Origin of the sequence: Kitasatospora sp. NPDC057500 (assembly GCF_042802195.1) — a bacterium.
Classification (GTDB): Bacteria; Actinomycetota; Actinomycetes; order Streptomycetales; family Streptomycetaceae; genus Kitasatospora.
On the sequence record NZ_JBHVER010000101.1, the window covers coordinates 1 to 13,211 of the forward strand.

The following is a 13,211-nucleotide window of genomic DNA, read 5'->3' on the forward strand; positions in this document are numbered from 1 at the left end:
CCGCCGGGTGCTGGTCGTCGGGGGGGGGGTCGTCACCCCGGGGGGGGCCCCCCGCACCCCCTGCGGGGTGGCCCTACGCGCCGCGGGCCCCCCGGCGGGGCTCCGTCGCGGAGGCGCCCGCACCGCGCGAAGTCCCCGTTCGGGCAGGCCCGTTGTGGTGCCGGTCTCAGATCAACCGCGACTCGGCGTGGCGGCACGCGTCGCCGTCGGTGACAGCGGGGCCCGCGCGCCGGTGAGTGCGCTCACAAGGAATCCGGGGGCACGACGGACGGTAGTGCTCGGGCCGGTACCGGGGCGGGGGTGGAGTCGCCGCAGGTCAGGGGGTACGCCGGGGGGCCTTCGAATCGACGGCGCGCGAGATCGCTACGACGGGCCGTCGTAGCGGAGGGGTCTTGGCAGCGGGCAAACCCGTCTGGCAACAATTGGTCTCGTCGCCAGCCGCACCCGGCACCTGTCCCACCGGAGTGCGGCTCTTCACAACGACTGTCCGGCGCACGCCCCGCGACCGTTTCGGCCCCTGTCCGGCCACGGTCCGGGCGGGGCGAACGCCGGCCCAACCTGATTGAGGTCTTGTTCTTCATGCCCGCTTTCAAGCTTCGTATGCGTACCTCCGCCGCCGTTCTCGCCGGCGCCGCCGCCGTGACCGCCCTCGGTGCGGGCCTGGTGCCCGCCACCGCCTCCGCCGCGACGCCGCAGGCCATCGCCGCGCAGATCGTGCCGGCGAACCAGCTCTCCTCGTTCAACCAGATCATCGCCCACGAGTCCAGCTGGAACGTGACCGCGGTCAACCCGTCCTCGGGCGCGTACGGCCTGGCGCAGGCGCTGCCGGGTTCGAAGATGGCGACGCACGGCGCCGACTGGAAGACCAACCCGACCACCCAGATCCGCTGGGCGCTGGACTACATGAACGACCGCTACGGCAGCCCGAACAACGCCTGGGCGTTCTGGCAGACCCACCACTGGTACTAAGCCGACCAGTAGGCACATCGACTTCCGGACCATCTGTCCCCCCTCACCCTGGGGTCGGACAGGGACCACCGGGGTGACCCACGGCCCGGCCGCGCGTGATCCGCGCGGCCGGGCCTGCGGGCGTTCCCGGGCCGGTCGCGGCGAACGCCCGGAAAGGGACGCTCCGATATATTCGGTCCGAGACGAAGTCCCGCCCGGCCCCGACCGAGGAGCACCCGGTGCCCAAGTCCCCGCGCACCCCGGCGACCGCCACCACGCAGACCGTGGCGCAGGTCAACCAGACCGTGCTGCTGGAGGTGCTGCGCCGGCACGGGTCGCTGTCCCGGCAGCGGCTGGCGGCCGAGAGCGGTCTGTCGACGGCCACCGTGCACCGGCTGGTCGAGGTGCTGCGGGCGGCGGGACTGGTGCTGGTGGAGGCCGAGCGGGCGCCGTCCAGCGGCGGCCGGCCGCCGCAGCTGATCCGCTACAACGCCGGGGCGCAGACGGTGCTCGCGGTGGCACTGCGCCCGCGCCGGATCGTCGGGGTGGTCGCCGACCTGCACGGCACCGTGCTGCACGAGGCCGAGCACCACTGGGCGGCGGGCCTCGGGCCGGAGCGCGACCGCGAGCCGTCCGCCGAGGACCTCACCGGACCGCTGCTGGCGCTCGTCGAAGGGCTGCGGACGTGGGCCGCCCGGCACGCGGGCGCGCCGCGCGCGCTGGTGCTCGGGGTGCCGGGGGTGGTGCGGGACCGCACCGGGCTGGTGGAGTTCGCCCCGGCGCTGGACTGGCCCGGGCTGCGGCTGCGCACGCTGCTCCAGGAACGGCTGGGCATCCCGGTGGCGGTCGAGAGCAATGTGGACCTGGTCGCGCTGGCCGTGCAGCAGAGCGAGGAGGCCGCCGGGGTGGGCGACCTCGCCGCGGTGGTGGTCGGGATCGAGGTCGGCGCGGGGATCGTGCTGGGCGGGCGGCTGCACCGGGGCCGGCTGGGGTCGGCGGGCGCGCTCGGGTACCTGATGGGCGACCGCCGGGCGCTGGACCGGCCGCTCGGCCGCACCGGCGACACCCAGGCGCGGATCGGCGACCACGCCGTGGACCGGCGGATCGCCGAGGCCGGGCTGACCGTCTCGGGGACGTCGGCCGAGCGGGTTGCCGAGCTGTTCCGGCTGGCCCGTGAGGGCGTACCGGCGGCGGTGCGGCTGGTGGACGAGTTCACCGACGACCTGGCCCTGCTGGTGGCCAATCTGACCAGCGTGCTCGGCCCCGAACTGGTCGCGCTGGGCGGGCGGTTGCTCTGGGAGAGCGGCGGCGAGATGCTGGCCGCGATCGAGTCCCGGCTGCAGGGCCGGGTGCCGGTGCTGCCGCGGCTGGTGGTGGTGCACTCGACGACCACGGAGCTGGTCGGCGCGGCCGCGGCCGCCGTCCGGCTGGCCGACGGGGCCACCTTCATCACGCACTGAGCCTTCCCCCGCACGCGGGCGCCACTATTTCTCAATGTGATAGAAACTCCTCGTGGCCACTCGACCCAAGGAGTCCCGGATGTTCGCGGCCGCCTTCGCCATGGACCCGGCCCGCTTCCCCGACGTCTACGGCCCCGAGGCGCGCGCCCGGGTTCTGGCGCGGGCGGAACCCGTCGAGGACCCGGGCGCCCCCGGCGGCGTCTGGTCCCCCGAACGGCTCGCCGCCGCACCGGACGCGCTGCGCGACGTCGAGGTGCTGTGCACCGGCTGGGGCGGACCCGTACTCGACGCGGCGGCGCTGGAGCGGATGCCCCGGCTGGCCCTGGTGCTCTACGCGGCCGGGTCGGTGCGCCGGATCGTCACCGAGGAGTTCTGGGCCGCCGGCATCCCGATCGTCACCGCCGCCCACGCCAACGCCGTACCGGTCGCCGAGTTCGCCGTCGCGCAGATCGTCTACGCGCTCAAGGACGGCTGGCGCCACGTGCTCGCCTCCCGCGCCGCCCGCGCGCCCGTGCGGGTCGGCCGGGCACCCGGGGCGTACGGCGCCACCGTCGGCGTGCTGTCGCTCGGCGAGACCGGACGGCTGGTCTGCGAGCGGCTGCGCGCCTACGACCTGCGGGTCGTCGCGCACGACCCGTACGCCGAACCGCCGCCGGGGGTGCGCGCCGTCGGGCTGGACGAACTCTTCGCCACCGCCGACGTGGTGAGCATCCACACCCCGCTCGTCCCCGAGACCCGGGGGCTGGTCGGCCGGCGCCTGATCGCCTCGATGAAGCCCGGCGCCACCCTGCTCAACACCGCGCGCGGCGCCGTCCTGGACGAACCGGCCCTGCTCGACGTGCTCGCCGAACGGCCCGACCTGTTCGCGGTGCTGGACGTCACCGACCCCGAACCACCGCTGCCCGGCTCGCCGTTGTTCACTCTGCCGAACGTCGTGGTCACCCCGCACCTGGCCGGCAGCCAGGCACTGGAGCGACGACGCCTCGGCGACCTGGTGGTGGGAGAGTTCGAGCGCTGGACGCTCGGCGAGCCGCTCCGCCGGGCCCTCGACCGCCGCGCCTACGAACGGATGGCCTGACGTGACCGACCGACACCCCGATGTCCTGGTCGTCCTGACGGACCAGCAGACCGCCGACGCGATGGGCGCCGCCGGGAACCCGCACCTCCGCACCCCGCACATGGACGCGCTGGCCGCCGCCGGCACCCGCTACCGGCAGGCGTACTGCGCCCAGCCGCTCTGCGCGCCGTCCCGGGCCAGCCTGCTCACCGGGCAACTGCCCAGCGCCCTCGGCGTCACCGGCAACGAGGCCCTCGGCCCGGACGGAACCGGCCCCGAGCCGCTGCTGGGCCGGGTGTTCGCCGAGGCCGGCTACGACTGCGCCTACGGCGGCAAGTGGCACCTGCCCGAACTCGACCTGCCCGAGGGCCGCGGCTTCCGCCGCATCCACCCCGCCGGGGACGACGCCGGACTCGCCCGCGCCGCCGCCACGTTCCTCCACCGCCCGCGCTCACGCCCGTTCCTCCTCGTGCTCTCCTTCCTGGAACCGCACGGCATCTGCGAATGGGCCCGCGGCCAGGACCCGAGGACCGGCCCGCTGCCCGCCCCGCCGCCGGCCGCCGAGTGCCCGCCGCTGCCCGCCAACTTCCCGCCCGCGCCGTACGAGGCACGCCTCCCCCGGCTCGCGCAGCGGGCCTGGGCGCACACCCACCCCACCGCCGAGTGGCGCGAGGACGACTGGCGGCGCTACCGGCAGGCGTACTACGCGCTGGTCGAACGGGTGGACGCGAACCTCGGCACCGTGCTGGACGGGCTGCGCGAGCACCGGCGCTGGACCGGGCGGGACACCGTCGTGGTGTTCACCTCCGACCACGGCGACGGCGCCGGCGCGCACGGGTGGAACCAGAAGTGGGCGCTGTTCGAGGAGTCGGTGCGGGTGCCGTTCCTGGTCAGCGGGCCCGGCAGCGCGGCGGGCGGGGTCAGCGACCGCCTGGTGTCGACCGGCCCCGACCTGCTGCCCACCCTCTGCGACCTCGCCGGCATACCCGCGCCGCCCGGCCTGCCGGGGCGGAGCGTGCGCGCGCCGCGGCCGCGCGAGAGCGTCGTGGTGGAGACCCGCTGGGAGCTGCCCGGCTTCAACAACGCCCTCGGCCGGATGCTCCGGGACGAGCGGCACAAGTACGTCTGCTACGCCTGGGGCGACCACCGCGAGCAGCTGTTCGACCTCGACGGCGATCCCGGCGAGATGGTCAACCTCGCGGTGGACGCCCGGCATTCGTCCCTGCTCGACCGGTTCCGCGGGCTGCTCGCCGAGCACTGCGCCCGCTCCGGCGACCCGTTCGCCCGCTTCGTCCCGGCTGCCGCAAAGGACAGTTGACGGACCATCAGTCGGAATCGACGGCGAGGCCGAGCAGTTCGCGGGTCCGGCGGTACTTGGCGGCGAGGCGTTCGGCGGTGGCCGGGTCCAGGCTCGCCAGCCGGACCGGGTCGGAGTTGTGCGCGAGGTCGGCCCGCTTGACGACGAGGGCGCCGGGGGTGGCGAGGATGCGCGCGGTGTACTCCTCCAGCGGCTCGCCGGGCCGCTTGGTGAGCGCGTCCACGATGGCCTTGGTGGTGGCGCTGAGGGCCGCACCGGCCAGCCACTCGCGGCTCAGCGCGTCGTCCTCGATGGCGTCGTGCAGCCAGCCGGCCGCGACCTGCTCCTCACTGCCGCCGCGCTCCGCCACTCCACGGGCGACCGCCGCCAGGTGCTCGGCATAGGGACGGCCGTTCTTGTCGGTCTGCCCCGCGTGCGCACTCCGGGCGATCCCCTCGACCTCGGTCAGGCTCAGATACTCCACCCGGCCATGGTAGGCACCGCGAACGCCTTTCCGTGCGGGGGGCCGCCCTCGGCGGTTCGTCCGCACGCCTGATTGACTTCCGGCGTTCCGGCCGAGCCCCGTACCGACGAGCGCGCCGAGGAAGAGGAAGCCATGCCCAGCCTGCATCCGCTGCTGTCCGGCTTCGCCCCGATCTGGGCGCTGACCGGGGTCGGCTACCTGGTCGGGCGCGGCGGGCTGCTCGGCGGGCACGCGGAGCAGGTGCTGAACCGTTTCGTCTTCCACGCCGCCATGCCCGCCGCGCTGTTCCTGCTGATCGGCCGCACACCGCTGGACCGGTTCGCCAACGCCTCGATGCTGGCGTTCACCGCGAGCACGGTGGTGGCGGGCGGGCTCGGGCTGCTCGCCGCGTACCGACTGTTCGGGCGCGGGCTGCCGGAGCGGGCGCTGGCCGGCATGGCGGCCGGGTACGTCAACTCGGCCAACCTGGGCATCCCGGTGGCCACCCAGGTGCTCGGCGACGCCTCCTTCGTCGGCCCGGTGGTGCTGTTCCAGATCCTGGTGGTCACCCCGGCGGTGCTGACCGTGCTGGACTCCGGGCGCGCGGGACTGCGGGCGGCGCTCACACTGCCGCTGCGCAACCCGATCCTGCTGGCGGTGGGGCTCGGCGCCGTGGTGTCGGCGACCGGGTGGCGGCCGCCCGCCGAGCTGAACCATTCCTGCGAACTGCTCGGCGGGGCGGCCGTGCCGACCGCGCTGGTGGCGCTCGGCCTCTCGCTCTGCCACCCGCCCGCCGTCACGGGCGCCTCCCGCTACCTGGAGGTGGGGACGGCGGTCGTCCTCAAGACCGTCGTCCAGCCGCTGACGGCCTGGGCGGTCGGCGCCCTGGTGCTCGACCTGCCGCCGCGCCAGCTGCTCACCGTGGTGCTGTTCTCGGCGCTGCCGTCGGCGCAGAACGTGTTCACCTACGCGCGCGAGTACGGCCACGGGGCCGCCTTCGCCCGGGACACGGTGCTGGCCTCGACGCTGGTGTCGATGGCCACCCTCTCGCTGGTCGGCCGGGCGCTCGGCTGACACGCGTCCGGCCCGCCGCCGAGGGGGCGGCGGGCCGTACGGGAACCGGGGTCAGCCCTCGTAGCGCAGGCCGTGCCCGAAGCGGAACAGCGGGTCGGCGGTGTCGAACGGGACGTCCGGCCGGCTCGCCTCCACGGCCGCCATCGAGGACGGCAGGTCGAACGGCAGCGAGCCCTGCGGCCGCTCCTCACCGAACAGCACCTTGACGAAGGCGCGCTCCTCCGCGCCGAAGTTGACCGTCAGCGCGGCGGCGTGGCCCGCGATCGGGGTCAGGATCGCCGGGCGGTCGAGGTACACGTCGACCACGGTCGGCACGGTGGCGCAGATCCGCCGCACGCGCTCGATCTCCTCCTCGGGGAAGTCCAGCGAGCCCGCGTGGAAGAAGGACTCCAGGGCGCCCGCCTCACCGCGCGGCTCGAACGGCGCCGACAGGCGCAACACCGCCACGTCCGCCTCCTCCGGCGTGGCGACGAGCGTCGCGCGGTCGCCCAGCACCTCGGCGGAGAGGCCCTCGGCGTAGACCTTCAGGCCGCCCGGGGCGAGCGGCAGCCGGGCCGGACCCTCGGCGGCGTTGGCCAGCAGGACGGACGCGGCCGCCTGCGCCGCGAGGCCCTCGGCGCGCGCCTCGGCGGCGCCCACGAGCGCCACGGCGGCGGCCTCGTCGACGAACGGCCGGTCGAACAGGCCGAGCCGGAACTTCTCACGCAGCAGCCGGCGCGCCGAGGCGTCGACGCGCTCCTCGGGCACCTTCCCGGCCCTGACCAGGTCCACCAGCACCTGCGGGCGGAACTCTCCGCCGAACTGGTCCACCCCGGCGTCCAGGGACTTGAGCATGCGCTCCTCGTAGGTCAGCTCCTCCACGCCCCAGAACTTGTCGTTGAGGATGGCCCAGTCGGTGCAGACGATGCCGTCGTAGCCGAGCCGCTCGCGCAGCAGGTCGGTGATGATCCCCTTGTTGAAGCCGAAGCCGACCTCCTCGTGCTCGGTGCCGACGGGCATGCCGTAGTAGGGCATCATCTGGGCGACACCGGCCTCGATGACGGCCTTGAACGGCTTGAGGTGGTAGTCGAAGTTGCCGCCCGGGTAGACCTGCTCGCGGCCGTACGGGAAGTGCGGGTCCTCGCCGTTCAGCTGCGGTCCGCCGCCCGGGAAGTGCTTGGCCATCGCCGAGACCGACTCCGTCCCGACCTCCTCGCCCTGGAGCCCGCGCACGTAGGCGACGGCCAGCTCGGAGGTGAGGTCGGCGTCCTCGCCGAAGGTGGTGCTGATGCGGGCCCAGCGCGGCTCGGTGGCGAGGTCGATCTGCGGGTGCAGCGCGACCCGGATGCCGACGGCCAGGTACTCGCGGCGCACCGTGTCCGCCCAGCGGCGGACCAGCTCGGGCGAGCCGACGGCGGCGAAGCCGAGCGGCTCGGGCCACTGCGAGAACGGGCCGGCCAGCAGCGCGGTGGCCGGGTTGTCGGTGAAGGAGTGGCGCGGGTCGCTGGAGACGGTGACCGGGATGCCCAGCGGCCGCTCCAGGACGGTGCGCTGGAGGTTGTTGTGCCAGGCGGCGAGCTCGCCCGCGTCGCTCGCCCAGAGGATGTTGAAGTGGTTGATGCGCCGCTCCAGGAAGGTGGCCATGGACGGCATGCCGAAGAGGCCGGGAGCGTCGAGGGCGCCGGTGTCGCCCAGCGGGTGGAACATCAGGCCGGCCTTGTCCTCGATCGGCAGGCGGCTCAGCAGGTCCTCGACGCGCTGGTCGACGGAGAGCGTCGGGTCCTGGTAGGGGAAGCGGGCGTCGGTGGTCATGACGGGGCCTTTCTCGGTGGTGCAGGGAAATCGGGGGGGTGGGGGCGGGTGTGGTCAGGCGGCGCTTCTGATCCTGGTCACAAGAAGCGCTCCGACCAGGCAGAACACGGCGGCGAGTCCGAACCAGAGGGAGTAGCCGGCCCCGCCGAGCAGGGCGTTGCCGACCGGGATGACGACCACGCCCGCCAGGAACGGCGAGAGCGAGCTCGGCAGGGCGTTGGCGATGTTGAGCACGCCGAGGTCCTTGGCCGTGTCGTCCCGGCTGGGCAGCAGGCTGATGGCGAGCGCGTTGTCGACGGCGAAGAACATGCCGGCGCCGATGCCGAGGACGGCTTCGAGTGCCAGCAGGGTCCCGAGGCCCGCGTCGCCCAGGTACGGGGTGACGGTCACCACCGCCAGCACGGCCGCCATCAGCAGGCCGCCGCCCATCACGAACGGCTTGCGGCGGCCGACGCGGTCGGACAGCACGCCGCCGACGACGCTGGAGACGACCAGGGTGGCCACGTTCAGACCGTTGGCGATCGCGTTGAAGCGCAGCTGCTCGTCGGTGTCGGCCATGCCGAACTCCGCGGCCAGGAACAGCGTCAGGTAGCCGGCCAGGGCGCCGTAGCCCAGCATGATGAGGAACTTGCTCAGCCAGGCCCAGCCGAAGTCCGGGTGCTTGCGCGGGTCGAAGACGAAGGAGAGCAGGAGGCTGCGCGGGTTCAGCGGCTCGTCCGGCGGAGCGGTGCGGACCCGGTCGGGCAGGCGGACGGCGAACCAGAAGCCGAGGACGACGGCGATGGCGGCCGGCACGGCGAACCGCAGCACATCGTTGGGCAGCACGGAGAGCAGGACCGCGCCGACCATGATGCCGATCGGGGTGACCGCGCCGACGATGCCCGACACGCTGCCGCGCCTGGCCTCGGGCACGTGGTCGGCGACGGTCGCGCCCGCGGCGGCGAAGGCGACGTTGCCGGCGCCCTGGGCGACGCACCACGCGATCAGCAGGACCGGGATGCTGGGGGCGAGGGCGCAGGCGACCAGGGCCGTCGCCATGACCGTGATGCCGCCGAACAGGAACGGCCGGCGCATGCCGTAGCGGGAGGTGCAGCGGTCGGAGAGGCGGCCGGCGAGCGGCTGGCCGACCAGCGCGAACAGGGCGCCGGTGCCGGTCACCAGCCCGAGTTGGGCGGGGGCGTCGTCCAGGCCGACCAGGTCCTGGATCTTGACCGACATTCCGCCCATCACGGGGGCGAGCACGGCCAGGTACATGCCGAACTGACCGAGGGCCAGTCTTCGAACGAACCCGGGAGGAGCCTGCGGAGCGGGGGCCTCCGCGGGCAGCGAGGGGGAGTCGAGCATGGGGGAGCTCCTAGGGGAACCAGCCACGGCGGCGTGGCGTGGCCCAATTGCTACACAGGTGTAGCTTTCTGTCAAGCAACCCTGCTACCGTTCCCCCATGACCACCTCAGGAGCCGGGGCGGCGGTGTCCGGCGGCTACGCCAAGGGCCGCGCCCGCCGGGCCGCGATCATCCAGACCGCCGCCGAGCACTTCGCGCAGCGCGGGTTCCGGGCCGTCACGATCCTCGACCTCGCCGCCGCTTGCGACATCTCCCGGGCCGGTCTGCTGCGCTACTTCCCCGACAAGGACGCGCTGCTCCAGGCCGTGCTGGAGGACCGCGACCGCCTCGACCGGGAGCGCTTCCAGCCGTACACCCGGCTCGGCGGCGGCCTCGGCGTGCTGCGCGGGATGGTCGACCTGGCCGGGCACAACGAACTGGTCCCCGGGCTCATCGAGTTGTTCGTCCGGCTCTCCGGCGAGGCGTCCGACCCGGAGCACCCCGCCCACGGCTACTTCGCCGACCGCTACGCGCGCATCCGGCGCGGCACCGCCCACGCCCTGCGCGCGGCCCGCGAGTCAGGCCACCTGCGCGAGGACGTGGACCCGGAGGAGGCCGCCGTGCGGCTCACCGCGCTGATGGACGGGCTCCAGGCGCAGTGGCTCTTCGACCGGTCGGTGGACATGGCCCGCCATGTGCGGGCGGCGGTGCTGGCGCTGCTCACCGAGCCGGGCGCCGCCGCCTTCGACGCGCTCACGCCGACTGACGGCTGACGGCTGGCGGCTGGCGGCTGGCGGCTGGCGGCTGAACTGACGACTGACGGGGCGTACCGTCAGGCGCCCCGGATCCGCCGGACGCCCCGGATCCGCCGGACGCTACGCATTCGTCAGACGCCCCAGAGGGCGACCCAGCCGTCCGAGCGCCCGTCGGGCGCGTGGTCGCGGTCGTGCTCGGCGAGGACCGGCGCCGCCCCCGGCGCCAGGATCGCGTGCACCCCGCCCTCGGCGGTCAGCACGACGCCCGCCGAGGCGCGGAACTCCTCCGCCGTCATCGCGGCGGCGAACACGTGGCCCTCCTCCTGGAACACCACGACCAGTTCCCCGGCGCCCGGAGCGAGCAGCCCGGCGACCTCGGCCATCCGTACCACCCGGTCGGGGGCGCCGGGGGCGCCGTAGGGCACCTTCGCCACCACCGCGCCGTCGACGCCCGCGAGTGCGACCGGCCGCAGCGGGGCGCCGACGTGCTCCGCCCACCACGCGGCCAGCCCCTCGGCCGCCCGCTGCTGAGCGAGCCGGCGCTGGAGGGCGGCGCGCTTCTCCGCCGCGCTCCGGCGCCGGTCGTCAAGCATCCTCACCCGGCTCGGAATCCGGCCCGGCCCCGGCGACGGCGGCAGCCGCCGGGGCGGGCGCGCCGGTCCCCTCCTCCCGGCGGGCGCGGGCGAGGTCGGCCCGGCTGCGGGTCAGCTCGGCGACGGCACTGATGATCTTGGACGCGCTGACACCGACCGAGGTCACCAGACCGGCGACCGCGCTGATCGTCGCCGCCGAACCGAAGTCGAACCCCTCCGACGCCGAGGTCGGCGGCTGCCCGCCCTGGGACGAGCCGGACCCGGGGTCGGGAGCGGGGTTCTCCCCCTGGTCGGCCCACATCAGGAAGAGCAGCACGCAGATGAACGTCGCCACGAAGACGACGACCGCGCGGCGCACCCAGCCGAACCGCTTCGCACCCGACCGACCCCTCGACTCCCCCATGCCCGCAGCGTAGTGCGTCCGGGCACCCGCCCGCCTCACCGTTCCCGGACGGCGATCAGCTCCCGGCCGCGCAGCGTGTACAGCACGCCGTCCTCGTCGGCCGCCAGCCGGGCGCCGCTGTACCACTCGGCGTCCACCTGGACGAGCACGGTGGCGGCCAGCGTCACCGGGTCCAGCCGGAACAGGGTCTTCTCGCTGATGCCGTACAGCCGCCCGCGCGCCACCAGCAACCGCGGGTTGGCCGAGGTGATCGCGCGCAGGTCGGCCGCGACGCCGATCACCGGGGGGCGGCCGCGCCGGGCGGTGCGCAGGTCGGCGGCGAAGGCCTGCCCGTTCACCGTGATCCCGAACAGCCGGTGCCCGTGCACCGCCAGGCTGCTGATGCCCGAGCCGAAGTCGGTGGCGGTGCGCCACAGTTCACGGCCGGCCACCGGGTCCCAGGCCGCCAGGTCGCCGCGCGGGCCGGTGGCCTTGGCGTTGTCGCCGCCGAGGAAGGCCTGGCCGTGCCCGGCCGCCACCGCGCGCACCAACTGCTCCGGACCGAGCGGGTCGACGTGCACGACCGGCCGCCCGCTGCCGGGCCGGTAGGTAACGAACGAACCGCCGCCGGTGGTGTCGGCCTGCACGCCGAGCAGCAGCAGGCGGTGCTCGGCGTCCCAGCGCACCGCCTGCGGCCGGTTCTGGTCCTGCGGCAGCTTCGCCTCCTGGACCGGCGCCTCGTCCACGCCCGGGCGGTGGCGCCAGATGCCCTGGGAGGAGTAGACGCCCAGGTAGAGGGTGCCGTCGTCGAGGATCACCGCGTCCTTGGCCTCACCGGGAACCGGGAGCTTGCGCACCGTCCCGGCGTCGAGGTCGTGCAGCGCGAGGGAGCCGTTGCCGCCGACGTACACCCGCCCGTAGCGGGCCGCCAGCGACATGCCGAGCTGCGCCTCGGCGGGCGCCCCGGCGGCCACCAGGTCGGTGGTGGTGACGGCGCCGGTCGTGGTGGAGAGGGTCCAGGCGGTGCCGCCCTCGGTGACGCCGGCCAGGGTGTCGCCGATCCGGCCCAGGCCCCAGGAGTTGCCGTCCGGGACCGGCACCGCGAAGGCCTCCGGGCCTTCCGCGCCGAGCCGGTAGCGCCAGACCGTGCCGTGCTCGGTGGAGGTGAACCAGACGGTGTCACCGAGGCGTTGGAAGTTGGTGACGCTCTTGGTGCCGGGCACCGGGAAGGACCGCAGCACGGTGTGGGTGGCCGGGTCCAGCAGGGCGACGTGCGCGGGCTTGCCCTCGGTGGAGACGGCGAGCAGGTCGTCGCCGAGGGCGGTGATCTGGCGGACGATGGTGTCGGCGGCGAGCTCCGGCGGGGTGATGTCGGTGACCTTGCCGGTGGCCCGCTCGACGGCGAACAGCGAGGCGAGGGTGGCCCCGCCGCCGCCCGCCAGGTTGCTGCCGACGCCCAGGTAGGCGTGGGTGGCGGTGGCCTCGACGGCCCGCCCCTGGGTGGCGCCGGGCGCGGGCGAGGCGACCTCGGTGAGGACGCCGGTCGCCGGGTCGTAGGCGTACAGGCCCGGGCCGGCCGCCCGGCCCTTCTGCCGGCCGGTCGCGAACACCACGCCGTCGGGGGCGACCGCGACGTCCCGGACATCGGCGCCCGGCACGTTGGCCAGACCGCGCACTCCGCCGCCGGCCAGGTCGAAGCGGTAGAGGTTCACGGCCTTCGGCGCGTCCGTCACCCCGAGGTACAGCACGCCGTCGTGGGCGGCCGAGCCCTGGACGAAGTTGCCGGTGGGCAGGGCGGCGGTGCCGGTGACCCGGCCGGTCGGCAGGTGGTAGCCGACCACCTTGGCCGGGGCCAGGTTGCGCGAGCCGATCCACAGCGTCTCGCCGATCAGGGTGGCGCTCATCAGCGGGAAGTCGGCGTTCCCCGGGCCTAGTCCGGTCACCTCGGGGGTGCCGGCGGGGCGGCGCGGCGCAGCCGAGGCGGACCCGATGTCAAGGCCGGTCAGGACAGTCAAGGAGCCTGCCCCGAGCAGGAGTTGGCGGCGGGACGGGCGGGCGGACGGCGTCAT

Annotated in this window: 12 protein-coding genes; 6 read left to right on the top strand and 6 right to left on the bottom strand. The window is 74.7% G+C overall.

Features of this window, described 5'->3' with window-relative positions; all coding sequences use genetic code 11:
• The first annotated feature begins 579 nt into the window (after window positions 1-579).
• From ACFU74_RS21520 to ACFU74_RS21535, 4 genes are all read left to right on the top strand, one after another.
• Window positions 580-969 (top strand): transglycosylase SLT domain-containing protein, encoded by a 390-nt coding sequence (locus ACFU74_RS21520; protein ID WP_380759067.1) that lies wholly within the window; start codon window positions 580-582, stop codon window positions 967-969.
• A 218-nt stretch (window positions 970-1,187) separates the two neighbouring features.
• Window positions 1,188-2,408 carry an ROK family transcriptional regulator gene (locus ACFU74_RS21525; protein ID WP_380759069.1) on the top strand — a complete coding sequence of 407 codons (1,221 nt, stop codon included), beginning with the start codon at window positions 1,188-1,190 and terminating at the stop codon, window positions 2,406-2,408.
• Window positions 2,409-2,460: 52 nt separating this feature from the next.
• The gene (locus ACFU74_RS21530; protein WP_380759071.1) at window positions 2,461-3,486 is read left to right on the top strand and encodes a hydroxyacid dehydrogenase; all 1,026 of its coding nucleotides are present in this window, start codon (window positions 2,461-2,463) and stop codon (window positions 3,484-3,486) included.
• Between the two features lies 1 nt (window position 3,487).
• Window positions 3,488-4,783: a sulfatase gene (locus ACFU74_RS21535; protein ID WP_380759073.1), complete on the top strand. Its 1,296-nt coding sequence runs from the start codon at window positions 3,488-3,490 to the stop codon at window positions 4,781-4,783.
• Window positions 4,784-4,790: 7 nt separating this feature from the next.
• Here the strand turns inward: ACFU74_RS21535 and ACFU74_RS21540 are convergent, their stop codons facing one another.
• Window positions 4,791-5,246, bottom strand: coding sequence for an HD domain-containing protein (locus ACFU74_RS21540; protein WP_380759075.1), 456 nt, complete (start codon window positions 5,244-5,246; stop codon window positions 4,791-4,793).
• A 132-nt stretch (window positions 5,247-5,378) separates the two neighbouring features.
• On the opposite strand from ACFU74_RS21540, the gene ACFU74_RS21545 reads away from it, so the two are divergent.
• Window positions 5,379-6,299, top strand: coding sequence for an AEC family transporter (locus ACFU74_RS21545; protein WP_380759077.1), 921 nt, complete (start codon window positions 5,379-5,381; stop codon window positions 6,297-6,299).
• 51 nt (window positions 6,300-6,350) lie between these two features.
• On the opposite strand, the gene ACFU74_RS21550 is transcribed toward ACFU74_RS21545, so the two are convergent.
• Entirely contained in the window at window positions 6,351-8,090 is a 1,740-nt protein-coding gene (locus ACFU74_RS21550) for a glycoside hydrolase family 3 protein (RefSeq protein ID WP_380759079.1), read from the bottom strand.
• 54 nt (window positions 8,091-8,144) lie between these two features.
• A complete protein-coding gene (locus tag ACFU74_RS21555; protein ID WP_380759081.1) occupies window positions 8,145-9,434 on the bottom strand; it encodes an MFS transporter in 1,290 nt (429 codons plus the stop codon).
• A 97-nt stretch (window positions 9,435-9,531) separates the two neighbouring features.
• On the opposite strand from ACFU74_RS21555, the gene ACFU74_RS21560 reads away from it, so the two are divergent.
• Entirely contained in the window at window positions 9,532-10,185 is a 654-nt protein-coding gene (locus ACFU74_RS21560) for a TetR/AcrR family transcriptional regulator (protein WP_380759083.1), read from the top strand.
• Window positions 10,186-10,298: 113 nt separating this feature from the next.
• Here the strand turns inward: ACFU74_RS21560 and ACFU74_RS21565 are convergent, their stop codons facing one another.
• From ACFU74_RS21565 to ACFU74_RS21575, 3 genes are read right to left on the bottom strand one after another with little or no spacing between them, the layout of a single operon-like run.
• Entirely contained in the window at window positions 10,299-10,760 is a 462-nt protein-coding gene (locus ACFU74_RS21565) for a hypothetical protein (RefSeq protein ID WP_380759085.1), read from the bottom strand.
• Complete coding sequence (locus ACFU74_RS21570) at window positions 10,753-11,163, bottom strand: hypothetical protein (RefSeq protein WP_380759087.1); 411 nt, start codon at window positions 11,161-11,163, stop codon at window positions 10,753-10,755. The genes ACFU74_RS21565 and ACFU74_RS21570 overlap by 8 nt, the downstream gene beginning before the upstream one ends.
• Window positions 11,164-11,198: 35 nt before the next feature.
• The gene (locus tag ACFU74_RS21575; RefSeq protein ID WP_380759089.1) at window positions 11,199-13,211 is read right to left on the bottom strand and encodes a PQQ-binding-like beta-propeller repeat protein; all 2,013 of its coding nucleotides are present in this window, start codon (window positions 13,209-13,211) and stop codon (window positions 11,199-11,201) included.